Annotated in this window: 21 protein-coding genes; 10 read left to right on the top strand and 11 right to left on the bottom strand. The window is 43.9% G+C overall.

From position 1 onward, the window contains the following. Positions 1-45 precede the first annotated feature (45 nt). Entirely contained in the window at positions 46-3,105 is a 3,060-nt protein-coding gene (gene ydiJ / locus OCU87_RS11220) for a D-2-hydroxyglutarate dehydrogenase YdiJ (protein ID WP_261857165.1), read from the top strand. A gap of 158 nt (positions 3,106-3,263) precedes the next feature. On the opposite strand, the gene aqpZ is transcribed toward ydiJ, so the two are convergent. Then, positions 3,264-3,956 carry an aquaporin Z gene (aqpZ, locus tag OCU87_RS11215; protein ID WP_062690825.1) on the bottom strand — a complete coding sequence of 231 codons (693 nt, stop codon included), beginning with the start codon at positions 3,954-3,956 and terminating at the stop codon, positions 3,264-3,266. A 155-nt stretch (positions 3,957-4,111) separates the two neighbouring features. Next, entirely contained in the window at positions 4,112-5,002 is an 891-nt protein-coding gene (locus OCU87_RS11210) for a LysR family transcriptional regulator (protein ID WP_094957648.1), read from the bottom strand. A 162-nt stretch (positions 5,003-5,164) separates the two neighbouring features. On the opposite strand from OCU87_RS11210, the gene OCU87_RS11205 reads away from it, so the two are divergent. Then, positions 5,165-5,845, top strand: a complete 681-nt coding sequence (locus OCU87_RS11205) for a cation transporter (RefSeq protein ID WP_261858374.1) — start codon at positions 5,165-5,167, stop codon at positions 5,843-5,845. Positions 5,846-5,932: 87 nt separating this feature from the next. Here the strand turns inward: OCU87_RS11205 and OCU87_RS11200 are convergent, their stop codons facing one another. Next, positions 5,933-6,412 (bottom strand): LabA-like NYN domain-containing protein, encoded by a 480-nt coding sequence (locus OCU87_RS11200; protein ID WP_062690826.1) that lies wholly within the window; start codon positions 6,410-6,412, stop codon positions 5,933-5,935. Between the two features lie 139 nt (positions 6,413-6,551). On the opposite strand from OCU87_RS11200, the gene OCU87_RS11195 reads away from it, so the two are divergent. Further along, the gene (locus tag OCU87_RS11195) at positions 6,552-7,307 is read left to right on the top strand and encodes a YggN family protein (protein WP_261857164.1); all 756 of its coding nucleotides are present in this window, start codon (positions 6,552-6,554) and stop codon (positions 7,305-7,307) included. Positions 7,308-7,460: 153 nt separating this feature from the next. Then, complete coding sequence (locus OCU87_RS11190; RefSeq protein WP_164488550.1) at positions 7,461-7,616, top strand: hypothetical protein; 156 nt, start codon at positions 7,461-7,463, stop codon at positions 7,614-7,616. 94 nt (positions 7,617-7,710) lie between these two features. Here the strand turns inward: OCU87_RS11190 and OCU87_RS11185 are convergent, their stop codons facing one another. Further along, positions 7,711-10,083: a YgiQ family radical SAM protein gene (locus OCU87_RS11185; protein ID WP_261857163.1), complete on the bottom strand. Its 2,373-nt coding sequence runs from the start codon at positions 10,081-10,083 to the stop codon at positions 7,711-7,713. 779 nt (positions 10,084-10,862) lie between these two features. Here OCU87_RS11185 and OCU87_RS11180 point away from each other — a divergent pair. Further along, positions 10,863-11,078: a hypothetical protein gene (locus tag OCU87_RS11180; protein ID WP_261857162.1), complete on the top strand. Its 216-nt coding sequence runs from the start codon at positions 10,863-10,865 to the stop codon at positions 11,076-11,078. Between the two features lie 166 nt (positions 11,079-11,244). Here OCU87_RS11180 and dcuC read toward each other — a convergent pair whose 3' ends face one another. Both dcuC and OCU87_RS11170 read right to left on the bottom strand, forming a co-directional pair. After that, positions 11,245-12,606, bottom strand: a complete 1,362-nt coding sequence (gene dcuC, locus OCU87_RS11175) for an anaerobic C4-dicarboxylate transporter DcuC (RefSeq protein ID WP_062690829.1) — start codon at positions 12,604-12,606, stop codon at positions 11,245-11,247. Positions 12,607-12,935: 329 nt separating this feature from the next. After that, positions 12,936-13,808 (bottom strand): LysR family transcriptional regulator, encoded by an 873-nt coding sequence (locus OCU87_RS11170; protein ID WP_261857161.1) that lies wholly within the window; start codon positions 13,806-13,808, stop codon positions 12,936-12,938. 101 nt (positions 13,809-13,909) lie between these two features. On the opposite strand from OCU87_RS11170, the gene OCU87_RS11165 reads away from it, so the two are divergent. Continuing rightward, positions 13,910-15,136, top strand: a complete 1,227-nt coding sequence (locus OCU87_RS11165; RefSeq protein WP_261857160.1) for an MFS transporter — start codon at positions 13,910-13,912, stop codon at positions 15,134-15,136. Positions 15,137-15,784: 648 nt separating this feature from the next. Beyond that, positions 15,785-17,077 (top strand): group II intron reverse transcriptase/maturase, encoded by a 1,293-nt coding sequence (ltrA, locus tag OCU87_RS11160; RefSeq protein WP_315972485.1) that lies wholly within the window; start codon positions 15,785-15,787, stop codon positions 17,075-17,077. Between the two features lie 34 nt (positions 17,078-17,111). Here the strand turns inward: ltrA and glpC are convergent, their stop codons facing one another. From glpC to OCU87_RS11140, 4 genes are all read right to left on the bottom strand, one after another. Next, positions 17,112-18,323, bottom strand: a complete 1,212-nt coding sequence (gene glpC / locus OCU87_RS11155) for an anaerobic glycerol-3-phosphate dehydrogenase subunit GlpC (protein ID WP_261857159.1) — start codon at positions 18,321-18,323, stop codon at positions 17,112-17,114. Then, the gene (glpB, locus tag OCU87_RS11150; protein WP_062690830.1) at positions 18,320-19,654 is read right to left on the bottom strand and encodes a glycerol-3-phosphate dehydrogenase subunit GlpB; all 1,335 of its coding nucleotides are present in this window, start codon (positions 19,652-19,654) and stop codon (positions 18,320-18,322) included. Before glpB ends, glpC begins: the two co-directional genes overlap by 4 nt. Further along, on the bottom strand, positions 19,651-21,345 hold the full coding sequence (gene glpA, locus OCU87_RS11145; RefSeq protein ID WP_261857158.1) for an anaerobic glycerol-3-phosphate dehydrogenase subunit A: 1,695 nt from the start codon (positions 21,343-21,345) through the stop codon (positions 19,651-19,653). The genes glpB and glpA overlap by 4 nt, the downstream gene beginning before the upstream one ends. A gap of 400 nt (positions 21,346-21,745) precedes the next feature. Next, a complete protein-coding gene (locus tag OCU87_RS11140) occupies positions 21,746-22,789 on the bottom strand; it encodes a GGDEF domain-containing protein (RefSeq protein ID WP_261857157.1) in 1,044 nt (347 codons plus the stop codon). A 370-nt stretch (positions 22,790-23,159) separates the two neighbouring features. Between OCU87_RS11140 and OCU87_RS11135 the strand changes: the two genes are divergently transcribed. From OCU87_RS11135 to OCU87_RS11125, 3 genes are all read left to right on the top strand, one after another. Continuing rightward, the gene (locus OCU87_RS11135) at positions 23,160-23,825 is read left to right on the top strand and encodes a hypothetical protein (protein WP_062690853.1); all 666 of its coding nucleotides are present in this window, start codon (positions 23,160-23,162) and stop codon (positions 23,823-23,825) included. Positions 23,826-24,118: 293 nt separating this feature from the next. Beyond that, positions 24,119-24,307 carry a DUF4250 domain-containing protein gene (locus OCU87_RS11130; protein WP_062690833.1) on the top strand — a complete coding sequence of 63 codons (189 nt, stop codon included), beginning with the start codon at positions 24,119-24,121 and terminating at the stop codon, positions 24,305-24,307. 267 nt (positions 24,308-24,574) lie between these two features. Beyond that, complete coding sequence (locus OCU87_RS11125; RefSeq protein ID WP_261857156.1) at positions 24,575-25,660, top strand: GGDEF domain-containing protein; 1,086 nt, start codon at positions 24,575-24,577, stop codon at positions 25,658-25,660. Between the two features lie 140 nt (positions 25,661-25,800). On the opposite strand, the gene metR is transcribed toward OCU87_RS11125, so the two are convergent. Next, positions 25,801-26,712, bottom strand: a complete 912-nt coding sequence (metR, locus tag OCU87_RS11120; protein WP_062690836.1) for an HTH-type transcriptional regulator MetR — start codon at positions 26,710-26,712, stop codon at positions 25,801-25,803. Between the last annotated feature and the right edge of the window lie 120 nt (positions 26,713-26,832).

Genomic DNA, 26,832 nt, shown 5'->3' with positions numbered 1-26,832 from the left:
AACCAGATGCCGTAGGATTCGGCAATAAACTGGAAAAGGAGCGCAATGTTACCCGCACTGACAACTCAGAGCAGTATCGACAGTGTCGTACTGGACTACCTGAATGAACTCGACCAAGCTGGTTTTCTTGGTGATATTGAAACCACTTACGCCAGCCGACTCGCTGTAGCCACTGACAACAGCGTTTATCAGCAATTACCACAAGCCGTTATTTTTCCTACAAATATCGACGACTTATCACTGATAGGTAAAGTTGGTGCATCTGAACTTTTTCGTACTGTTTCTTTTTCTCCTCGCGGTGGCGGCACTGGCACTAACGGCCAGTCTTTGACTCAAGGGGTTGTGGTGGATATTTCACGCCACATGAACCAGATTTTGGAAGTGAACCCAGTTGAAGGCTGGGTACGGGTGCAAACCGGTGTCATCAAAGACCAGCTTAATGATGCACTTCGCCCTCATGGCTATTTTTTCTCGCCCGATCTGTCTACCAGTAATCGCGCCACAATTGGCGGTATGATTAATACTGATGCATCTGGTCAAGGTTCGCTTAAATATGGCAAAACCTCTGATCATGTCTTGTCTCTGACGGCGGTACTGGTTGATGGTTCTGTATTGAATACGGCACCAGTTGTATCTTCAGACAAGGCTGGCTCACCTGACGACAACTTTGCCGCGAATGCACAGCGAGTGAGTGAGCAGGTTTGTCGTGAAAAACGCCCTCAAATTATCGATAAATTCCCACCGCTGAATCGCTTCCTGACTGGGTACGATCTTAAAAATGTGTTCGATGATGACCTTACACAGTTCGATATTGCTCGCTTGCTATGTGGTGCTGAAGGGTCATTAGCTTTTATTGCTGAAGCAAAGCTTAATATCACCCCAATCCCAAAGGCGCGTACTTTGGTGAACATTAAATACAATAGCTTTGATTCAGCCTTACGTAATGCGCCTATGATGGTTGAGGCGAATGCCTTATCGGTAGAAACCGTGGATTCTCGCGTGTTGAATTTAGCCAAACAAGACATTGTGTGGCATACGGTAAGTGATTTATTAACTGATGTCCCCGGCAAAGATATGCAGGGAATCAATATGGTGGAATTTGCTAATAGCTCAGTGGCTGAAAATCAACAACAAGTCACTGAACTTTGCCAGCGCCTTGATGTATTGATTGCCAATAATGAGCAAGGCCTGATTGGTTACCAGGTCTGTGATGATCTTGCGAGCATTCAAAAAATTTATGCGATGCGTAAAAAAGCGGTGGGGCTATTAGGTGCTGCTAAAGGGGCGAAAAAGCCCATCGCTTTTGCAGAAGACACCTGTGTTCCACCGGAAAATCTAGCCGACTTCATTGCTGAATTTCGTCAGTTATTGGACGAGAAACAATTGAATTACGGCATGTTTGGTCATGTTGATGCGGGTGTTTTACATGTTCGTCCCGCTTTAGATATGTGTGATCCTGAGCAAGAGATGTTGATGAAAATCATTTCTGATCAAGTGGTTGCGCTGGTGGCTAAATATGGCGGTTTGATGTGGGGCGAACACGGAAAAGGTTTCCGTTCTGAATATGGCCCTGAATTTTTTGGCGATGAATTATTTACTGAACTGCGTCGAATAAAAGCGGCGTTTGATCCTGATAATCGCATGAACCCAGGCAAAATTTGTACGCCCATTGAGAGTGATGCAGAGCTTGTGAAAGTGGATGGTGTGAAACGTGGTTTTTATGATCGACAGATCCCAGTAAAAACACGTGATAGCTTTAAGCAGGCGATGGAATGTAATGGTAATGGCTTGTGCTTCAATTACGATACCAGTTCACCTATGTGTCCATCGATGAAGATCAGTGCTGATCGCCGTCATTCCCCCAAAGGCCGTGCTGGCTTAGTGCGTGAATGGTTACGTCAGCTTGCTGAACAAGGCATTGACCCTCTTGTGTTAGAGCAGAAGCTGCTAACAACGACGCCGACGATCAAACAAATTATAGATAGGCTAAAAAACACCTACGGTAGTCAACGCGCCGCTTACGATTATTCACATGAAGTGATGGAAGCAATGAATGGCTGCTTAGCGTGTAAAGCGTGTGCGAGCCAATGTCCGATCAAAGTTGATGTACCGAGCTTTCGCTCGCGCTTTATGCATATGTATTACAGCCGTTATCAACGTCCGGCCAAAGATTACTTAGTGGCGTATGTTGAAAGCTATTTACCGCTCATGGCAAAAGCCCCTGCATTATTTAATGCGGTGATGCGCCCACAATGGTCACAATCGTTAACGGCAAAAACGATTGGCTATGTAGATATGCCTGCATTGTCTGTACCGACGTTGCAAGAAAGGTTAGATGGTCATCAGGCGACACGTTTTGATCTTACTTGGTTACAAGCGCTATCAGCTCAAGAGCGTCAGCACTATGTATTAATAGTGCAGGATCCGTTCACCTCTTTCTACGATGCAGATGTTGTCAGCGATTTCGTACTGTTGGCTGAAAAGCTAGGTAAGAAGCCAATTATTGTACCGTTTAAACCGAATGGTAAAGCGCAGCATGTGAAAGGTTTCTTACGTCAGTTTGCTAAAACGGCAAAAAATACCGCTGAGTTTTTGAATCAACTATCAGCACTAAATATACCTCTGGTTGGCGTTGATCCTGCTTTAGTGCTTTGTTATCGCGATGAATACAATGAAGTGCTTGCTGATCAGCGAGGTGACTTTGCTGTATTAACCGCCCATGAATGGCTGTTACCGCTATTACCTGAATTGCAAAAGCAAAAAGCGGCCGAAAAATCGGAACCTTGGCACCTCTTTGCACACTGTACCGAGAAAACTAAATTACCCAATGCAGAGAAAGAGTGGGGTGCTATCTTTACTCATTTTGGGGCGGTACTAGAAACTGTGCCAGTGGGTTGTTGTGGTATGGCAGGAACATTTGGCCATGAGAAAGACAAGCTTGAAATGTCTAAAGGCGTGTATGAGCTCAGTTGGCAGAAAAACCTAGCTCTGCGTGATCCTGAACGCTGTTTAGTCACAGGTTATTCGTGTCGAAGCCAAGTTAAACGTTTTGAGCACCGCAAGTTGAAGCATCCTGTTCAAGCACTATTGCAGCTAGTACCTTAATCGCAGAGTTAAATATAAAAAGATTACGGGTATAACAGTCGAAAAATTGAATTGCTAAGATAAGTATAAGCCGCGATATTTCGCGGCTTTTGTTTGTTTTTTTCGCCTTACTTTTGTCTTACCTTGGTATTTGGTATTTGGTTTTTGATATTAGTTTTTTAGTCTTCTTGCGGACTCAACCAACGATAAACTATCCCCGCAACTAGCGCGCCAAGTAAAGGTGCTAGCCAGAATAACCACAGCTGCGACACTGCCCAATCGCCAACTAATAACGCAGGGCCAGTACTACGTGCTGGGTTTACGGAAGTATTTGTCACAGGGATACTGATTAAGTGAATCAGTGTGAGCGCTAAACCAATCGCAAGTCCTGCCATACCTGGTGTTGCCAGTTTGTGGGTGGCACCTAAGATGACAATCAAAAACATAAAAGTCATAACAAATTCAGTCACAAAACCTGAAAGTAAACTGTAACCACCGGGTGAATGCTCACCATAACCGTTAGATGCGAGTCCCCCTGCTAAGTCAAATCCAGCTTGGCCGCTGGCAATAACATAGAGTACATAAGCGCCCACAATGGCACCAAGTACTTGGGATAAGATATAAGGAACAACATCAGCTACGGGAAAGCGACCGCCCGACCATAGCCCAACAGTGACTGCAGGGTTGAGGTGACAACCCGAAATATGGCCAATAGCATAAGCCATAGTGACAACCGTTAAACCAAAGGCAAGTGATACCCCGAGTAAGCCAATGCCGACATCAGGAAAAGCGGCAGCTAATACTGCACTACCACAGCCTCCAAGTACTAACCAAAATGTGCCAATAAACTCCGCTACTAGCTTTTTAAACATACTTTATCCCCTTACGAACCCAACAATACCATTGGAAAATTAGCGCAAATAAGTGCCTATCAATGGCAAATTAATGCTTACGCGTCGCTAAAGTATAGGTCTAAGGTGGCATAGGCATGTTTCAATTAAGAGACATGACGCAATATAAAGATGCGCTATTCTGCTCCAGAGTGATCGAATAGGTAGTCTTCTAGCTGATCTGATAGCCATTGGATAACAGCACCGCGGCGTGATTCTTGTTCGACTATTTCACCATAAGGCTGCCAGCTCATTGCTCGGTTATGTTTGATGACTTTCACCGTACCGTCACGTAACCGATCTTTAATGAGTAAATCAGGGACGTAAGACCAGCCTGTACCGTCTACAACAGCATTTCGTAAGTATTCATAAAAGGCCAGTGCAATGTAGTTAGTTGATTTTGGTGATACCGCTTTCAGGCTTTCATCATCAATATAAGCTAAAGCAATTTCGGTATAACGCTCTAAATCTGCACTGTGCACTTTTCGTAATTGGCTTAACGGGTGATCTTTATGGGCAACCGACATCATCCTGATTTGCCCTAAATCGACATGGTGTAATCGAGGTGCACGATGATTAGCGGGTAATAAACCATACGCGACATCAACAATGTTTTGTTCAACCAAGTTCTCCAATTCAGGCGGAGGGGCAACATACACAGACAAGCTGGTTTTGGGGAAGGTGTGTTTCAGTTGCTTGATCAAATCTCGCCACAGTGATTCTGGTAGTGCATCGTCACGGGCGATACGAATGGCCGATTCAACTCCTTCAATATGTTGAGTGCATTTGGTCTTAATTTCATTGGCTATCATGGCTAGTCGAACACAATCGTTCGCGACAGTTTGGCCAATGTCGGTCAGTAAAATACGATTACCAGTACGTGTCAGTAGTTTTACCCCTAAATCATCTTCGAGTGCGCTTAAAGCCGCGCTCACTGTCGTACGGCTCTTGCCAAGTTTTCGAGCGGCCTCGCTTATAGAGCCTGTTTGGCTGGCATGAAGAAACATTTCCACTTGGGATATTTTCATTGTGAGGGTCTCGTCAATATTACTCTGATATAGCTTAAATATTATCCGACGAAAAAATCGTCGCTGAGAGATTGTAGCAATAACGTCAGCCGCGTTAATATGAAGTGGATTACAAAAGAAGAGTATATATCGACGAAAAAGCTGTCGATTATCGAGGTTTATATGTCATGCAATATCCAACTAGAGCGTAAGTTACTTCAGTTTTCAACGTTATCATCATTCCTTTTTGCCGTTATGGGGATCGCCCTTGGTTTGTGGCTTGGCTCTTTAGTTATTGTTTTCGATGGTGCGTATTCATTTGTCAGCTTAGCGCTAACACTGGTCTCTTTAGCCGCTGCTGCGTATTTACACCGTGATAAAACCACACAGAAAACAGCACACTCGGTAACGCATTCTCAGCAAGTTGAGTCTGGTGTGATTGCCTTTAAAGGTATGGTGATCACTATTATGTGTTTGGTGTCTTTTTATGCCGCAGTCGAAGCCATTTTTATGGGGGGCCGTAATATAGATACGGGTATCGCTTTAGTCTTTGGTGTGGTTAACGTTGTTGGTTGTTTCATTAACTATAAAGTGATGGCAGTTTACAGTGGTAAAGCGGAGTCTGCGTTGGTGGATGCGGAGTCTAAGCAATGGTTGATGGATACCGTGATAAGTGGTGCTGTATTAATTGGTTTTACAATCGCGACTGGTTTGAAAATGTCATCGTATGCTCACTTTGCACCGTATGCCGATCCCGTGATGGTGATTATCGCTTCAGTCTATTTTGTGATTGTACCGTTAAAAATGACATGGGGTGCGCTTAAGCAGATACAAGCTACTCGCCAGATAAGCATTACTGCCTAATAAGGGGTATTAGCAGAGAGAAAGAAGTGCAGAAAATAAATGTATGGTAAGCGCCCAATGTGAAGTTGTCGCATTGGGCGTTTTACGTTATCGACCAAGCAGCAGTGTTTGCTCAATCTCACGATAGAAGTGGGCAGTGTTTTGTAATGATGTAGCCGTTAAGCCGGGTACACCATATATTTCCACACTTGCTCCGAATTTGGTTTGTACTTTATCAACCAATAAATCGAAATCACCATCACCGGATAGAAGAATAACGCGGTCAACGTCAGGTGCGTGTTCTACAACATCCAGCGTAATGCCTACATCCCAGTCTCCTTTAGCGGAACCATCACTACGTTGGATGAAAGGCTTTAATTTCACTTCAAAGCCAATGCCGCGCAAGATATTTTGGAACTGACGCTGTTTTTCATCGCCACGGTGAATTGCATAAGCATAGGCCGCCACGACTTCTCGCCCTTGGGTTGCTTCAGCCCAAAATGCGTTGTAATCGAAGTTACAGTGGTATTTTTCTTTTACCGTGTAATAGATGTTTTGCACATCGACAAAAATAGCGACTTTTTCCACAATGAATCCATTTTGATGAGTGACTTTTCAAGCTTACCTTTTTGTTGCTGAAAAACAAAGCAAAGTGCCGAAACTAGCTGTTGCTGAAGCTAAACGGTATAGTGAGGGCATAATTAATCGTAAAGGTTATTCAATAGAAATGAAAAAGTCAGTCTTAGCATTTACCGCTTTAGCCGCTTCATTCAGTGCGGTATCAGCAGTGCAAGCAAAAAGTTGTCCTGTCGATGTTCAGCATGAAGTGCGTATTGCGGGCGAACAAGTATCGATTTACGAAAGTGGTCAGCCAAAATTGCTTATAGATGAAAACAACAACGTATTCATTAACGGTAAGCAGCTTGATTTAAATGCGATGCAGCAGCGTGCGTTAGATGCTTATACGCAATCGGTAAAAGATAATTTACCTAAGATGGCTGATTTAGCAAAAGACGGTGTGGGTGTAGCAAATGATGTGCTCGATGAAGTATCGGCTGATTTTGACTCTAAAGAATCCTTTGCCAAAGTGCAGAGTCTGATTGATGACTACGCAGCAAAAGCGAATGACAAATTTTACCCAGACGGGGAGTTTGTTATGCCTGAAAACTTGTTTGACGAAATGGATACCAGCTGGAAGGGTGAGTTTGAACAAGCGTTAAAGCATGTAAGCCTTGAATCAGCATCGGCAATGTTCGCGGCACTGTCAGCTGAGATGAAAGAAGGAGATTTGAGCTTTTCTGAGGTCCAAACTAAATTTTCTGATCTTAAAGCGCGTTTAGAAGAACGGATCCGCTCGCGTTCAGGTGAAATGGCAGTAAAAGCGAATGACCTGTGCGATTCAATGAAAGGGTTAGCGCAAGAAGAACAAGAAGTACAAAAAGTGATCCCACAACTTAAAGATTACCAAGTGTTTGAGATCTAAAGATCAAACCGTGACCTTAGGGGAATAACTTGATATAGGTTGGGTTGAACGATAAGGGCTTGTGTTACGTTAAATAGATATTGAGACTCTATCGTCCATTTTATATTTGATCGCCAGCAGACTCTCAGCCACTACACTTAGGAGTTCACACCAATGCTAAAAATTGCCGTTATTATTGCATTGCTACTGCTCGCATTCCTTGCTGTGAAGTATCTTGATGAAACTCAGCAAAAGACGATTATTAAATTACTGCTGGTAGTCTTAGGTGGAGTAACGCTTTTCTTCCTTGGTTCTGAGTTGTTCCGCTAGCATGTTTTAATTTTTATCGCCAGAAAGTAAACAGCCCACGCATGCGTGGGCTGTTTTGTATTAAGTCATAGTCAGTGAAACCAAGTTGCTTCTACTATGCTCTTGAGCGACTACGGTTAGGCTTGTTACCGCCATTGCCATTTCGGCTTGCTGGTTTACCGTTGCCACCACGAGAACCAGGTGCATTCCCTGTGTTATTACGGTTGCCTGATGATTGGCCTGCAGGCTTGCCACGATTACCGTTGGTTGGCTTATTGCTGCCATTGCCATTGCCATTGCCATTGCCGTTGCCGTTTTGAGGACGGTTACCACCATTACCACCAGGTTTACCGTTGCGCTTGCCATCTTTACGGATGTCTGGCTGGTTAGGGTGTTTAGTCGCAAAGCGTTTAGCACCATGGCGGCCAGAACCGCGACGTTGTGCTGGCGTTAGTTCCGCATCGCTGCCTTCTTCAGGCACTAAGCAGTTTGGTCGATCGCCAATTAAGTACTTCTTACCCATGTTGACTAAGGCTTCACGGATCAATGGCCAGTTTACTGGGTCGTGATAGCGAAGTAGTGCTTTATGCAATCGACGTTGACGTTCCCCTTTTGCAACAAATAGATCTTCACGCTTTTTATACTTAACACGCTTCAGCGGGTTAGTTTCAGAGTGATACATCGCCGTTGCATTACACATAGGTGATGGGTAGAAATTTTGTACCTGATCACACTGGTACTCATTCTTCTTCAGCCAAAGTGCAAGGTTTAGCATGTCGTCATCGGTTGAACCAGGATGCGCAGAAATAAAGTAAGGGATCAGGTATTGTTTTTTACCTGCTTCACGGTTGTACTTCTCAAACAGTTCTTTGAAGCGATCATATTTGCCCATACCCGGCTTCATCATCAGATCAAGCGTGCCTTTCTCGGTATGTTCAGGGGCAATTTTCAAATAACCACCCACATGGTGAGTCACTAGTTCACGAATGTATTCTGGTGATTCAATAGCTAAATCGTAACGCACACCAGAGGCAATCAGGATCTTTTTAATCCCTTTAACTTCACGTGCTTTACGGTATAGATCGATCGTGTGTTTATGATCCGTATTTAGCTTTTTACAAATATCTGGGTAAATACATGCAGGGCGACGACAGTTTGCTTCCGCTTTAGGATCTGAGCAACCAAGGCGATACATGTTAGCTGTAGGGCCACCAAGATCTGAGATTGTGCCCGTAAAGCCAGGGACTTTATCGCGAATTTCTTCTAACTCGTTAATGATCGACTCTTGCGAGCGGTTTTGGATAATGCGGCCTTCGTGCTCTGTGATAGAACAGAACGAACAACCACCAAAACAACCACGCATGATATTTACAGATGTCTTGATCATGTCATACGCAGGGATCTTTGCTTTGCCGTAAGAAGGGTGCGGTACACGCGCATAATACAACCCAAATACGTAGTCCATTTCTTCCGTTGTTAGCGGAATAGGTGGCTTATTGATCCACAGTTCACGATCAGCATGCTTTTGAATCAGTGCACGTGATGAATGCGGGTTCGTTTCTAAGTGCATCACACGACTTGCGTGTGCGTATAGAATACGGTCGTTACGCAGTTTCTCGTACGACGGTAAACGTACCGCAGTGCTCTTAGAATCGTGGCGCGATGGTTGAATATGGACCACTTGTTGAACTGGCTGAGCGTTTGCCTGTTCTTTTTTGTTGGTTTCACACACTTCTTCAGTCGCATACGGGTTCGGCATTTGCATGGCACGGCCCGGTTTTTCAATGCGGCTTGAGTCGATTTCTTTATAGCCAGCAGGCAGTTCACGCATCATCACCGCAGTACCCGCAATGAATTGCATTTCTTCCAGCGTTTGACCATTAGCAAGGCTATGTGCGACTTCGACTAATGCACGTTCGGCGTTACCAAACAATAGAATATCAGCTTTGGCATCGGCTAATACTGAGCGACGTACTTTGTCTGACCAGTAATCGTAGTGTGCTAAGCGGCGTAGGCTCGCTTCAATACCACCCAATACAATGGGTGTTTCTTTAAATGCTTCACGACAACGTTGCGAGTAAACCAATACTGCGCGATCAGGGCGTTTACCGCCTTCGTTGTTTGGTGTGTAGGCATCATCGTGGCGTAGTTTACGGTCAGCGGTATAGCGGTTGATCATGGAATCCATGTTACCCGCCGTAATACCAAAGAACAGGTTAGGCTGGCCAAGCTCCATGAAAGCATCTTTGTTATCCCATTTAGGTTGGGAAATGATGCCTACACGAAAACCTTGCGCTTCCAGCAAGCGGCCAATAATTGCCATACCAAAGCTAGGGTGATCAACATAAGCATCACCAGTAACAATAATTATGTCGCAGCTATCCCAGCCCAGTGCGTCCATTTCTTTCCGAGTTGTCGGTAGGAATGGAGCTATTCCATAGCACTCAGCCCAGTACTTCGGATACTCGTTAATTTTAGTCAAATTCATAATATTACAATTTATTGTTTATTTTTCAGGGGCATGTATTGAGGGCGTCTTGCCATATTTAAGGTTCAGCAAATCCTGCTGACCCTGAGTGTGTCTACCACTCAGTTACCGTATGTTTGATATATAGCTTCAGCATTTGAATGCCCCTGTTAGGTCGATGGTGATCGTTAAGGCCCTGTTATATAGGGTCAGTGCCTTCACGTTTATATGAGTGATGCAGCCAGCTATTTGGATAATGTTCACGACAGTATAAGTATCTGCATGATCCTATTGGCTTAACACTAGGTTGATATTGCTGCGCTGGTAAAATACAGAGCATATAAAATGGGCATGAGTTTACCATGTTCATACGGCAATACATCTTTTTCTGTGATTGAGTACATAAATGTAGTTGCTACCAGTCGCTTTAGTGGGCTAATTATTGAATTAAGTGCTTGGGTTTGTTCACTGTTATGGGGGATGGTTAGCCTTGTGCCGCTGCTTAGCCATTCTTATATATAATTCGGTATATTCGAATAGTTGTACTTACGGTATGTCGGTCTGTATAATTGTTGTGTTTTATTGATTCAGTGTTGTATCAAAAACGTACGATTATAGGAGAGACATATTTGTGGGGATCCTGATAACGTTAAGGTCTTCAGGGGTGAAAATTATCGATATAGCTTTTATATTAAAGCTGGTTTTACTACTGATTTTTGCTCTTATTTATAGATGAAAGTATTCATCCGATGAAGTGAATGCGATACGATAGCTAGGCGATTAACCGAATCAAAGGCTATATGTATACAATTTTCTCATTACTCAAGTGGGTTGTTTTGATTTATTTAGTCAAAACAGGTCGTATCCATGAATCGGTTCTCATCAAGTGTCAAAAGTTTACCCTTGCTGCGATGACATTGTTTGTCATCAATATTGCGGCGGTAAGCCATGTTGTTGAGTCTGTCGATCTAGTGAGCAAAGGAATTGCCGAAGGATATATCCAACGAAGAGTTTAACGCACTGCTCATATCAAGAGTATTTATAGGGATATACCCCTGACGTTAAATAACAGACTTGATATAAAAGGAGAGGCTTAGCCTCTCCTTTTTTTATTGTTTTGAATCGTGAGAGTAAAAAAAAGCCCGCATTAAGCGAGCTTGATTTATCGTGTAGATTCTTTGCTTAAACTGCAGTTGGTACCATGATTTGTGTTGCAACAATCACGATAATAATACCGACAAGCACGGGAACTGAAGTACGTTTAACAACTTCAAATGGCGACAGTTTTGCCATACCAGAACACGCAACAACCACACCTGATACTGGTGAGATTGTACGGCCTAGGTTAGATGCCTGTAGCATTGGAATAACAAGGTAAGCAGGGTTGATACCCATTTTAGCCGCAAGGCTTGGGATGAGTTCTACGAATGCGTAGAAAGGTGCGTTACCTGAACCTGTTGTAATAGCCGCGATTGCAGTGATTGCAACCAGAAGGATCATAAGGAAGATACCGCCAGCGCCTGCTACTTCAGCAAGGTGAAGAAGGTTATCGATAAAGCCAACAGATTTAAGGCCTTGGGCAAATACACCTGCAGAAATCAATAGCATTACCACGCCAGAGAACGCATCAGCCATGCCTTTATATGCCGCATCTAAGCCGTCAAAAACTTTACTTGATTCGCCGCGGTGACGAACGAGCTCAATAATGGCCGCTAGGAACATACAAATCACAAGGATGGTAACAATGTGAAGTTGTGGGAATAGCTTACCGCTGAACAGTAGGACACCAATGATAGGTGTGAACGGTAGAATGCAGAAGAACTTAGGTGCGTTAACTTCCAGTTCTGATACATCTAGACGCTCGTGAACAACACCTTCTTTGTCATCTAGGTAACGCTGCCAGAAGAAGTGTGCTGCTGCCATACCGATGATCGCAACAATTGAAATTGGTAGAGTTGTTTTAAATGCAAAATCGATCAGTTCCATGCCTGCTGATTCAGCAGCCACAACCACATCGCCCGATGTTGGTGAAAGAATGATCGCAGCAGGCGATGCACAGATAGCAGCTGCTGCACCACGGCTAATGCCCATGTTCACCATTAGTGGGAACAAGGTTGCCATCAGTAATACACCTAGGCCAGTTGCAGAAGAAACGGCTAACGACATTAGACATGCCACAAAGTAGGTTGCAACCATTAGAACGTAAGGTGATTTGATAAAGCGAAGTGGGCGAGATGCCATCATCACAACCATATCGTTGGCACCGATTTTGGTCATGTATGCTGCAAAACCACAAAGCATCATGATCATCATGCCAAGGCCGCCAGCACGGTACATTAATAGGTATTTAATGTATTCAAAAACGTCTGTTAATGGGTTTCCTGTCGATGTAACACCTGCTGGTAATACATCTTTTCCTAACGCGGCGGTGATCGCCAATAAAATAATACCGCCTGTTAAAAGCACTCCAGTTGCTGTGTATCCTTTAAAGATGTATCGACCTACACCTGCCGCAACTAGAAGACCAATTACTAACTCCAACATGGAAAATGTCCTCTTAAAACTACAAAAGTAAAAAACTAAAAATATGAATAATTGTATTATTTGCTTACATACTGCTGAGCTGCAATGTACCTAAAAAGGGCTGGGGGTACGATAGTTAACATAGCATCTTATGATCTAAAACATGATTTTATGTAGGATGTTAATTTTGTGCTACTTAACTGATAATTTTAATGATTGAACTGGTAAATCTCAGATTAAGAATGGCTTTTTGTTTAATCAAGTTCGCAGTGGGTGTTAACGTTGTGGTTGTCTTTCGGGTTTATGTGTAGCATTGATGTGATGTTAAATTCTTATAAATAAATCATGTTTTATACGCAACATTCTTTTACATACTCTTTAAATGCACGATCAGCGAGCGATAAATATCCGTGTTTACGCCATGCAATTGCAATGTCTAAGTGAACTGGCTCTTCAAATGGCACGGGCAGTACACCATGTTCATGCTCTGTTACCATCTCAAGCAGAGCACTAATGGCAAAATCACGCCTGACGATATTTAAAATCATCGGTAATAGATTTGTTTCAAAGGAAATGAGGGGCTGGAGCTTTTGGGTTTCACAGGCTCGATCAATGAACTCGCGGTGGAAGTAGCCTTTTTTAAACATCACTAATTCTTGGGCAAAAAATGTGGCAAAGTCGATAGACGACTTGTGTGCAAAAGGATGTTCTTCACCGACGACAGCAACCATTTGCGACGTTAGCAAGTGCTCGGTTTCCAAGGCTTGAGGCACGTTATGATTAATGATAACGCCTAAATCTAACTCTCCTTCTATCAGCATTTTACGAATTGACTGTGCCCCGCCTTCAACCATGGTCAATTTGAGGTTAGGGTACTGGCTTTTAAAACCCATTAAGATTTCAGGGAAGAAGTAAGATCCCAGCATACTGGGTACGCCTAACCGTACTTCGCCTTTTTCTAATCCTCGTAACTCAGCCATCGCAACTTCGGCATCTTTTAATTGTTGTATAACCAAGCGTGCATGCGGCATTAGGACTTCACCTTCGTGCGTTAAGGTGATCTTTCGTTCGTTACGATGAAAAAGATCTAACCCCAGCGAAGTCTCGAGCTTTTTGATCGCGATGCTCAAAGCGGGTTGGGCAATATTGAGCGCTTTAGCCGCGGCGGTGAAGTTGCCGATTTCGGCAAGAGTAACAAAGTATTTAAGCTGACGAACATCCATGACTATATCTTTTATTTATCATCTTGATAGTTTCAATATATTTTCATTATTGATGACGGCTTGCTACTGTTTTGTCATTAATTTAAGAGGTGACAAGCAAAATGATTCAGGTTGGAACCGCCCCATATAAAAAGGCGACATTTGCTCTCGCGCTAGGGTCATTTTTAGTCTTTTGTAATTTGTACCTATTCCAGCCAGTCTTGCCCGTGATGGCGGAGCAGTTCTCGGTGAGTGCAACCAAGGTGAATTGGCTCTTGGCGGCGGGTACATTCAGCCTTGCGCTAACGTTAGTGCCTTGGGCGATAGCTTCTGAGAGTGTTGGTCGTTATCGCATCATGTTGGTGAGCTTATTTTTACTGCCTATTGTTGGTTTGCTAATGCTGTGGGCTGATTCGTTATTCTTACTGTCATTAGCAAGGGCGCTGATGGGAATGGCTTTAGCTGGATTTGCGGCCGTAGCTGTGGCCTACATGGCTGAAGAGTTTTCAACCAAAGCATTAATGCTAGCGGTGGGCACTTATATAAGCGCCAATTCGTTGGGGGGTATTTTTGGGCGCTTATTTGGCGGTATTACGACAGAGTATTGGGGATGGCAGGTCGCTGTCGTTGGTATGGCTACCTTCAGTTTTATCGGGGCCTGTATTGTGTGGTGGCTATTGCCTAAACAACAAAATTTTTCGCCACCTAAACATGGATTTAGTCGCGCTCAATTTCGTGCTCAGCATCGCTTTATTGTTCAGCATTTAAGGCAACGATCGTTGTGGTTAGCCATGCTGATTGGTGGTATTAATTTTGCCTTGTTTGTGAACTTGTATTCTGTGATGGGCTTTCGCTTAGTGGCACCGCCGTATTCAATGCCGTTGAGTATTACCTCTATGATTTTCTTATGTTATTTGAGCGGTACCATAACAGCCAAACTCAGTGGTCGGTGGAGCCAATCTTTTACTGTCACATCAGGCATGCTCTTGGGATCCAGTGTGAGTTTAGCGGGGATGTGGGTCGCTGCAATCGAATCTATTCCAGCAATGCTCATTGGTTTGCTATTGATTAGCTCAGGTGCCTTTTTTACCCACTCATTAGCTTATGCTTGGGTTAGCCGCAAAGCCAAATCGGCAAAAGCAACGGCGACGGCTCTGTACTTAGTTCATTATTATGTAGGTGGCAGCGTAGGTGGATTCTACCTTATTGCTTGCTGGCAGCATGGCGCTTGGTATGGGGTAGTGGCTGGTGGCATGGTGTTGTATATGATGCTATTTACGTTATGTGTCTGGCTACGACGTTACGAGAAACAAACGGTAGATGCGAGTCAGGTATCCTCCTTAACTTAGCTCGGTTTATTGGCGCATTACGGCTTTAATAGGATCAGCTTTAGCATACAAAAAAGGGTCATCAGCAGTGATGACCCTTTTCTGATTGTGCGCCGAGCATGGTGTTGATCTAGGAGGTGAAAGTCCTCTACGGGCTCAGTCGAGCGAGAACCGTTAGCCTATGCAAGGGTGTTCACCGTGAGGTGAAATCTGAAGGAAGCAAATGGCAAAACTTGGTTGTGACGAACAGAAATCCGATAGTAGGTCACTACAACTTGGGTAACCTAGCAATAGATAGAATAGCCCAATGCCTCGACGGGAAGTGTGTAGTGATAAATCAGGCACGGCTAAGGGAAAGAGCAACGTCTTACCTCGGGAGATCTTATTGCCTGTCTCAGATGAGACTAATGCAGTAGTGATGCTGTGTGACGGGTGGTAAGAAGTCAGCAGAAGGCATAGTACCTTGAGGAAGTACAACTCAAGGGAAGGCCTGAACTGAATATATCAGGAAGCAGTCACTAGACACTCAATCATGTGGAGTCATAGCAAGATGAAAATCATCTCTACGTCCCAATGGGCGATACCGCAAGTAAAGCTCATGGTCACGAAGAATGACAAGCATGGTCGGCGTAGACAGGAGGACGAGTCTTGGTGACCTCAACTTCGTTGATGGAGCAAATCTGCTCTTCAACTAACTTGAATCAAGCTCTACGAAGAGTGAAGAAGAACAAAGGGTGTGCAGGCGTTGATAAACTCGATATTAATGCCACCATCTCAATGCTTCGACAGTCTTCAAACGGGCAAGCGCTTCGCCAGAGTCTTCTGGATGGAAGTTATCAACCGCAACCCGTTCTTGGTGTGGAAATCCCCAAACCTAGCGGTGGGGTCAGGCAACTAGGCATCCCAACAGTCCTTGATAGAGTTGTCCAACAGGCAATCACTTCAGTGCTGACAGATATCTATGAACTGAAATTCTCCGATAGCAGTTACGGATTTAGACCGAACCGCAGTGCCCACCAAGCACTAGCGGTAGCCAGTCGCTACATCCGAGAAGGGCGAGGTTATGTGGTAGATATCGACTTAGCGAAATACTTCGATACAGTGAACCATGACAGGCTGATGTATAGATTGTCACAGGACATTGCTGATAAACGAGTGTTGAAGCTCATCAGGTCATATCTACAGGCAGGCATAATGCGAAACGGGTTAGTTGAACAGAGACAACGAGGCACACCACAGGGTGGACCATTATCTCCGTTGCTCTCCAATATCGTATTAGATGAACTGGATAAAGAGTTAGATCGTAGAGGGCATAAGTTCTGTCGATATGCAGACGACTGCCAAATTTACGTAGGTAGTGAGGAAGCGGCTCACCGAGTCAAAGGGTCGATAACGGAGTTCTTGGAGCAGAAACTGAAACTCACGGTAAACCGAGAGAAAAGCGCCGCGACAAGAGTGACAGAGCGAACTTACCTAAGCCACCGCTTCCAGACAAATGGAACTATCCATATATCGAAGCCAGCGCAAACTCAAATGAAGAGACGAGTGCGGCAGATAACGAAGCGAAATCGAGGGCGAGAGTTAAAGGTTGTAATAACCGAGTTAACTCAATACCTAAGAGGTTGGCAACACTACTTCAAACTTGCCATACGTAAAAGCAGCATGCAGCGCTTGGATGAATGGATACGGCGACGGCTAAGATGCTACCGACTTAAACAACGCAAACGGAGATACAGCATAGCGACATGGTTACAGCGACAAGGTGTAACGGAGCGCAATGCGTGGAAGGTAGCGATGTCAGATAAAGGTTGGTGGCGCTTAGCATTAACGCCGCAGGTGAATCACGCTATGCCGATAAAATGGTTCGAGGAGTTGGGGCTGTACTCATTGCGAGATGGGTATGAGTCACTGAAAATATATTCGGAACCGCCGTATGCGACTCACGCTTGTACGGTGGTGTGAGAGGACGGAGGCCGTGAGGCCTCCTCCTACTCGATTAATCAATAGCCATCGCAAGCAAAGAAACAGGGTGAATCGTTTCTAGGTTGGTGTTTTCTTCTATCTGCCATTTACAGGTTTCACAATCGGTAATCGCAAAATCTGCATTGGATTGGCGAATTTGTTTAAACAGCTTTTCACCAATCGCCATGGATGTGTCGTAGTTTTCAGTTTTAAAACCGTATGTCCCTGCTAGGCCACAACATTGGCTATCAAGCACAACGACTTCAAGGCCCGGGATCATTTTAAGCAGTTCAATAGTGTATAAGCTGCCGCCAGTACGCTCTAAGTGACAAGGGGTATGGTAGACAATCTTCTTATTGATTGGCTTCATTTTTGGCATGTCACCGTTCATGAAGGCTTTAAGCAAGAAGCGTGTTACGTATTCGATGTTATCAGCTACTTTACTGTTATCCACTTTAAGTACGTGAGGGTATTCCTCGCGTAACGTAAACGAACAGGTTGAAGAAGTTGAAACGATTGGTGCGTCATACTTTTCAATCGCCTCTGCGAATTTCTTCACATTGAGTTTGGCGTTCTTTTTGGCTTTATCAAAGAAGCCATTGGCGATCAGCGGTACGCCACAACACTTTTCTTTATCAAGTAGCTGGACACCAATACTCATGGCATTCATGACTTTGACAAAGTCTTTACCCAGTTGCGGGTGGTTGTAATTCACAAAGCAGCCGTGGAAATAGTGCACTTGTTTTGGGTATAACGCTTGGCTGGTACAGTTTTGTTTGTACCAACGGCGGAATGTTCCATGTGAGTATTTCGGCAGTGATTTGTGGTCATGTACGCCAATAGTATGGTGCATGACTTTTTTGACCGGTTTTAGCCCAGTAACGGCATTCACGATAGGTGCAAATGGTGTTGCAACTGAGCCCATTAAATCTGTGTGACTGAGTACGTAATCACGAATTGTCTTAATATTTAGTGGCATTTTTGCGTGTTCATCACGTGCCACAGCAATTAAATCACCAATTTTAACGCCAGATGGGCAAGCGGTTTCACAGCGTTTACAGTTAGTACAAAGCTTGAGTGTTTCATCGTAAAACTCAGGACTTTTCATACGCAAGCGTTCGCCGTCAGGGCCACATTGCTTTGGTCCTGGGTATTCTGGGTTCGCTTTTGCAACTGGGCAGTACACGGTACAAACCGTACATTTTATACATTGATCAAAGCTAGTGTCTTTTTTTGGAAGGCTCATGCGATAGTCCTTTCTTGTTGTTCTGGTACGTTTTCAATTTCACGCGTGTGGTTAGCAATCATTTGCTCGGCAACAAAGTGGCCAGTGCTAATTGCTACACCGCTGCCGCAACCTTCTGTGACGGGATCGTAGTGAGACAATAATGCGCCTGCACAGTAAAGGTTTTCGATAGCTTGTCCTTGGCGAGATGGCTGTAGGGAGGCATTCGCTTTTACACCCATTTTCATGAATGGGTGGGCTTGTGTGCTAAAGAAATCGTGTTGATACCAGTTATCGCGATGTGGAATCGTGGATAAATCCAGATTAAAAATAGGCTCAATAACCGCTTGACGTTGTGCTTGCATGCCGTGGCTAAAAAAGCTGCCAGTTGCAATCAGAAAGTGGTCAGCAACAAGTGGCATTTCACGGTGATTTCGGGTGTAGATTCTGGCTAATTTGCCATTTTCAAACTCACCACGCTTCACTTCGTCACCAGCAAGAATAAGTCCACCAAGGGCTTTGTAGCGTGATTTCATTGCTTCTTCTAAACGTATGCCAAGTAGTGATGGTGGCATAGTTGGTAATTCACAAATGGTAAAGCCAGTTAAGCCTTCAAGCAGCTTGATGGTTGCTGCGCCATCGCCGTTACCAAATACCGAAGGTAGAACAACCAGATCAGCTTGGCCGACTTGTTGAATTAATGATTTAGCAAAAGCATGTAGTTTAGATTCATCACGCAATACTCGTGAAATATCAATAGAGCGGAATTCGCAAGGGTTACGTTGCATGATTTCAAAATCAGGCAATTCTACAGCTGCGGTCGTGACCGTTACATCTGCAAATTGTGGCAGCTTAGAAACGTTGTCTGCGGTTAATTCTGGTTGGAAGTCACGGAAACCATCAACGGTTACTAACGCAATACGTGTTAACCCTTGTTGTGGTTCAAACATAGGGAAAGGGTGCACGGTTTGCTGTGATAACCAAGTCGCACGAAATGTTCCCATTGGCGTAAGGCGCAAGTGATTGGTTTCATCACCTTGTGTTGTCAGTTGAACGCCACATTCAGCCATCATAGTTTGGTACCAATCAAGTGCATTTTTCACGTTTGACTGACCAATTTTACAATAAGGGTGTTCAGGCTGTTGCTGCTCTAAGGCAGAAAAAGCGTCGAACGGATGCGTGACTAATTCACCATTAGGTAAGCGACCTAATAGATCGATAGAACCTGAAGAGAAGTGTAGGGCACTCTGTCCTGCAGCAATCACTGCTGTTTTTAAACCTGCTTCAGCACAACGAATGGCACAGCTTAGGCCAGCAACACCACCGCCGATAATTAAGCTATCAAATTTCATTGTGCAACCTCACTTTGTGCTTCGTTGTTCATTGGTGTCGTTGGAATATCGCCGTTCGGGATGTCATTAGTTGGAGTGTCATTTGTCGGGATATCGCTGCCGCCAAATAGGCCTTCATAAATCCAATAGGTAAATTCCCCCTCGCGTAGTGCATCACCCCAGAAAACAGGTTTAATGCCTTTCCAGCGCTCTTCGAGAAATTCATTTAAGAGCTGGCTAGATTGGTTGCCTGTGGTTTTTCCGTATTCCGAGAATAGTCCTGCCGCGCGGTATGAACACAATTCGCCTTGGCATGGTCCCATGCCGACACGTGTACGACGACGTAAATCCACTAAGTTATGGACGTTTAATTCTTTAATGGCGTACTCAACCTCACCACTGGTGACCATTTCACATTCACAAATAACAGCTTGGCTTTTCTTGTCATTTTTAAGGAATTTATCGGCACGCTCACCATGACGGTAATAAGCTGATTGGTAAACTGGCTTGGCAAGGCTCGCGGTTTTCTTGACAGATTTAGACGCTTGCTCAGAACCGGGTAGCGGTACTTCATGGGTGCTACATGCTGTGGTATTACCGAGCTTCTTAGCCACTAAATCTGTGGTCCATTCGGCCATCATGCGGTAGGTCATAAGTTTACCGCCGGTAATGGTGATAAAGCCTTCCATACCATCACGTTCAGCGTGATCCAGTAATACGATGCCGCGGCTAATATTACGGCCACTGGTGTCACCATCAACGGCAACAAGTGGGCGCACACCCGCATAAGCACGAAGCACGCGAGTGTTGGCCATGATCGGTGCTAGCTTGGTGCCTTCTTCTAATAGGACATCAATTTCTTTGCTTGAGACGTGCAAGTCATCAATTTTGTCGTAGTCAATACGCTCAGAGGTGGTACCGATAAGTGAAATAGTGTCACCTGGTACAAGAATGTCGGCGTCTGATGGCTTACGACAGCGGTTGATCACTAGGTTGTTAATACGGTAATCAAGAATAAGCAGTGAACCTTTGGCTGGGAACATCTTGATGTTCAAATCACCATATTCACAGATTTGTTGGCCCCAGATCCCTGCGGCATTGACCACTTGTTTAGCATAAATTTCAAAGTCTTGGCCTGTGGCGGTATTCAAGCATTTCACGCCTTTAACGGTATCACCATCGCGGATAAGGCCAGTGACAAGGGTGTGGTTAAATAAGCGAGCGCCACGTTCAACGGCGTCTAACACGTTGGAAGAGGCTAAGCGGAAAGGATCGATTGTGCCATCAGGCACTTTCACCGCGCCAATCATGCTTGGGTTGCAGTTTGGCTCAAGGCGCAGTGCATCTTGTGGCGTTAGTTGCTCTACATCAATATCAGCACGAGTACAGGCGTTGATGAAGTTTGCTTGGAAATCTAAATCGTCTTCCGGCAATGAGATGAATAAGCCTTGCGTATCTTCAACGCAGTGACGAGCAATCTTTTTTAGGATGCGGTTTTCTTGAATACACTCACGCGCAGATTCTTCATCTGTCACGGCATAACGTGCACCTGAGTGTAATAGACCGTGGTTGCGGCCCGTTGTACCTGAAGCGAGATCATCGCGCTCGATTAAAATACATGGAATACCACGGAGCGCACAATCTCGCATGATGCCTGTGCCTGTCGCGCCACCACCGATGATAACAACGTCTGTTTCATACCAATTATTCATGCTCGTTTTCGCTTATTCTTGTTATTGCCACACCTAAATCACGGATAAAAAGGACTTTGCCAGTGTGTAGGGGGTAAATTCCTTTTCAATGTTGGTAAATATGCCACTTTTTATGCGGGTATTATTTGATCTGTTACACATAAATGAGCGAACGAACATTCGTTCGCGCGTTATGTGATGGTGGGCGTATCGGTGTGTGTGGTATTTGAGCGGCTTGGCTGCTATTTATGCGTGTTGGGGCTGGGGATAAAACAAGATAGATTAAGTTGCATATAAATATGCCTATATTTTCATCAAACAACGAGCTTGGCTCGTTATTCAAACGTGTGGAATGTAAAACGAGGTCAAGGGATTCATGGGGGACGTTGAGGAATTAAAGGGCAAACAGGGGTGATGCATGTTAAGCAATGGCTTTACGGCGCTCATTTTGGCTGTAAATGTACCCCAATGGATGAAAGCGAGCACAATCACGCCCTGCATCTTTACATTCATAGAGCGCACGGTCTGCTCGTTCGATCAGTGATGACAAACTATCTCCGTGACTTAAACTACTAATGCCAACGGAAGAGGTAATACGAAGTTGGGTGCTCACAGCATTAATATCTAAGTCGAGTGAGCGAATCGAACCTAGCATGCGATTGGCTATATCTTGCGCTGCTTGGTGGTCGCAATTGGGTAAAAAAAGAATAAATTCTTCGCCACCATAACGGCCAAATAAATCAGTCTTGCGTATTTGGGATTGTATAAAATGCGTGAAGCGCTTTAAAACATCATCGCCCGCACCATGCCCCCACGTATCGTTAACACGCTTAAACTTGTCGATATCGAACAAGAGTACGGAAAGAGCTTGTTGATTTTGCTCACAGGCTTCAAGTGATTTTTGGGCGAGTTGTAGCAACATGCGGCGATTGTAGATCCCAGTTAATGGATCGAGTGTAGCTTGGCGATAGAGTCGCATTAACATATAAAGCTTGGACTGTTGTGACCAAATCACCATTAAGGCTAAAACATTTTGTAGCCAGTAACCTGCCATGACTTCAGGGGTAAACAAACGTTGTGCTTTGACATCTACGCCTATTTGGCACAATGCAGTTATAGCGAGTAAGCCTAGGCTTTCTTTCAGCGTTAACGGTAGGATTGTTAAAATAGCAACATGGAGGATCGGCAGTAAGGTATAGCCATATTCTGCACCACTGTAGGCTTGTGGAAAATCCAGTACAGAAATGCAGTAAATATAAAAGGCATTTATCATTATCACCAGTAATATCAAACTCCACTGAGACTGATAAAGTTTAGTGTGGTGATGTGAGTGCCATGCGGTCATCAGTAAACCGCAACCAAGCATAAAACGGGCGATAGCAATGGGTGCAGATTGGTTTTCAGAAAGGAAAACTAAATCTAGCGGGATCCATAAAATGATTAATAAGCCCCAAACGACGCTCAATAGTGTGATCCGGCTACGTAAATAACCACTGCGAGTATTTTGAAAGCTTGTACTGTGAGCGGCCGTGCTCCATAAATCCGGTAAGTAGTGCCTTACTGTTCTGATTACCTGATTGATATTTTCATGCATAACCATTCGGCGAGAGATTTCCTTTTTCTAGCAATGAATGAGACTTAGCAAATTGGGAGACATTTTAGTCGAGATTATTCACTAGATTGAATAGTTTAGCCGTGATGTTGATCCAAGAAATAGCTTCTTGATTGGCTGTAAAATAGTGAAAGGGTGATTTGAACCTACTTTACATCGCTAGTTTTTATCTGAGAAGCAGATATAATTCTGCACTTTGTTAATACTGATGCCGATGCAGCCGATGCCTTATATTATTTTTCTTATTCCAGCTTTGCTAACTGCTCAGCTTATTTTTACTCTTGTTTTGACTAAAGGCGAAATCTGCCCTGGCCAACGCGGCCGTGTTCATAAAACATTACCAGTACTTGTGCTTGGTTGGGTGCTTGTCATTATTCAATTACCACTCGCAATTTTACCGTTACTTGCACTTGCTTACTTTACGATCAAAGTGAAAACCGGAAAAACCCGTGATGCTGGCCCACTAAATATGCTTTCTTTTGCGAATGGCTTGGCTGGTTTAGCGCTGCTTTCTGTCTTGTTCCGTGTGAATTTGCCGATGGCGGGACTAAGCCTGACATTAGGGGCAGCACTAGGTGCATTGCTAGCACATACCTTACTGACACAAGCACGTACTCGTTTACAGGCTTTCCATCGTTTACTGCCGTTTGGTGGTTTTGCTGGTGCCATAGTCTCGCTGCCATTTTTAGTTTGGTATTTGTCTCAGTTCGATGAGACGGCTTTAGCGTCAATTACCTCAGTCGTGATTGCAGCACTTGTTGCAATGGTTGTTGCCTTGCTTGTTTGGACTGGTCATTTAATGCTTAACAAAAAAGCAAATCGCTGGCAGTTGCTAGGTGCTTTTGGTCTGCTGGTGGTATCTAGTGGACTACAACTGAGTTTGTTCTAATCATTTAGCTTAGTGCTTCGATACTAAGAAGCTAAGAAGCTAAGAAGCTAAGAAGCTAAGAAGCTAAGAAGCTAAGAAGCCAACCTTACTGAGGTTGGCTTTTTTATGGGTGCTGCACTCTTACCGTTCACTCTATGTGTCGCTATCGGCTAAGCAATCACTGAAATGTAACTATCCCAGTGTGACTAACGTGTCAATTTTGTAGGCTTGCCTTCGATTAATTATCGATACTTATTGATAACTAACTATGCTTAAAAGTGAGGTTTATACTGAAATGATGGGGTGGAGGAAGCATGGAAATCAACAATCTGCTCAAGCTGGATGGGCACATAGTGCTTGGCATTGTGAATGAAAAACTACGCTTAGAATGCAATTCAGTCGATGAATTACTGAGCCGCTATGAACTCGACAATGATGAGCTCATGGAAAAAATGGGGGAGTTGGGTTTTCAATACGACCCTATTAATAATCAGTTTAAATAGTCTTTAGACGCCTCTATTAATGATAGAGGCGCTTATCTTAATCACCCGAATATAAAATCTACGTTAAAACCTACGTTAAAATCTATGTATTTTGAAATGAATGGCTCGTGGTGATTCACTATGGGTATAGCTAGAGTAAAAACTAGAATGTTTCGTTTTGGTATTTAAGATCATTAAATATAATGTGAAATAATTTTGAAGTGATTAAGTTATTACCTATTTCGGTCGCTTGAGATCATTACAGTATCCATAATAGAATTTTACGTCATGCAAAATATAGCTTTTACTGGTAAGGGGAAAGTCTATTTTGAGGAGCAGCAACAGCAACAACTTGAAAAAGGGATTCGTTTATTAGTTGGCGCATCAGCGTTCTTGGTTTTTTTAATGGCTGTCGAGTTGATGACATCCGATTACAGCCTATACGTAACAAAGTTCTATTTTTTCATGTTAGTTGTGATGACACTTTTATCGAGTGTTGTGTTTTGGTGGCTTGCTGGGAAAGCGTATAGCCATGAGAAATGGAAGCCTTTATCACTGCTATTTGCGGGTCTGTTCAGTATTTTTTGGGCTGTATTATCACTTGTCCTCGATCATCCTTCACACTTACAAACCGTCTTTTTGTACGGTGAAATATATATATTAGTGTCTGTTGTTGCGTTTTTTGGTTATCGGCCGGCATTATTACTCGCAGCGACTCCTATTGTGTGCTCCTTTTTAATTGCAAGCCCTAGCTTAACGCCTACCCTTACTTTCGCTTACGCATCAAAGTTGTTGTTGGCTTTAGGCATTAGTGAGTACCTTAATCACAGCTTTCGTGATGTTGTTTTTCTCCACCTTGATAGTCGAAACTTAAAGCATCAATTAAAATCGGTTGGCTTGATCGACCCTGTTACTCACCTTCATAATAATAAGCATTTCAATATTGAATTAGATCGTGAAGTGATGTCTTCTCGGCGTAGTAAGCTGCCACTCTCAGTTTTAATCATTAATATACAACCCATCCGCTTATATACTTTTACCTGCGGCCATGAGGCTTGTGAAGATTTGCTACGAATAGTCTCGAAAGCTTTAGAGCACGGAGTTTATAGACCAAGAGATTTTATAGCGCGTATTAGTGTTGATGAATTTGCTTTGATCTTACCTGAAACTGATGACGAGGGTGCCGCGATTGTGGCTAAGAGGCTCGAGTCTAATATTCACCGAAGTTGCGATTTATGGATAGAAAGAGACTTGAATGAAGCGCTACTAATGAAGTCAGCGATCGTTAAGTTGATGCCGAATATGACTACGAAAACAATGCTGAAACGCATTAAACGAGTGGCTGCGAAGATTAACTCATACGACACCGAGTAAATCACCGTATTAATTATGCCTATCTATCAAATAGGCATATCTATCAAAGACGACTGCATTGTGTAGGGCGTCGCATGCGCACTTAATCCATGCCGTAATTAATAATCGGAGGGCGTTGACTGCCCTCCTGACATATACGACTAAGCTGCTCTAATCCCTTCAAGGTGCGTCTGGCACTGTTGGCGTGCTGTTGCAAAAAATGCCTGTAAGTAATGACGCTGATTTTCTGATGCGCGAATTGCCGCATATAAACGTCGCCATAACCCCTTTCCTAGTGGTTTACTTACAATCAATCCTTGTCGTGCAAAGTCATGAATTGCCCAGTTAGGTAAAGCTGCAACGCCTAAGTCGGCCGACACCATTTGTACTAGCATCAGTGTGTTATCGGCTTGCTTCCACTTGTTTGGCTCAACACCCGCAGGCTGTAAAAAGTGCTTCACCACATCTAATCTGTTTTTCTGAACAGGGTAGGTCAGCATAGTTTGGTCAAGAATATCTTTAGGTTCAATAAAGTCTTTATCTGCCAATGGGGATTGTGGAGAAACCACCAATCGCATTTCAAAATCGAACAGGGGTTCGTAATGCACTTCATTGCGTGGTTGAATATCAGATGTAATGACTAAATCCAATTCACCCGCCGTGAGTGCAGGAAGAGGCTCAAAGCCAAAACCTGATGAGAAATCAAGAGAGACCGACGGCCAGTGGATCTGGTATTCCTTTAGTGCTGGCATTAACCACTGAAAACAAGAGTGGCAATCAATCGCCATGTGTAACCGCCCATTGGCATCTTCTTTTAAATTTGCGAGAGCGTGCTCGGCTTTGGTGATACGAGGAAATATTTCATCGGCCAGTTTAAGTAGGATATCCCCCTCAGGCGTAAAGCGAACAGGGCGCGTTTTACGCAAAAAAAGCTGCCCGCCTAAACGTTGTTCTAGATCTTTAAGCTGATGTGAGAGCGCAGATTGCGTCAAGCACAGCGTATTGGCCGTTGCTGTTAACGACCCTGTATCACGTAGTACAGATAAGGTACGAAGATGCTTTATCTCGATCATTAGTTTTCTTCAATATCCGTTTGAATAAATTAATTAAATTCAATGTAACTGTATTAACAAGCAGTGTAAACATCTAGATGGCTAAGTATACCCATGGTCAATATGAATGATTTGCACTAT

Origin of the sequence: Photobacterium sanguinicancri, from assembly GCF_024346675.1 — a bacterium.
Classification (GTDB): domain Bacteria; phylum Pseudomonadota; class Gammaproteobacteria; order Enterobacterales; family Vibrionaceae; genus Photobacterium; species Photobacterium sanguinicancri.
The sequence above is the reverse complement of the archived record's forward strand: the minus strand, read 5'-3'. Positions and strand labels throughout refer to the sequence as shown.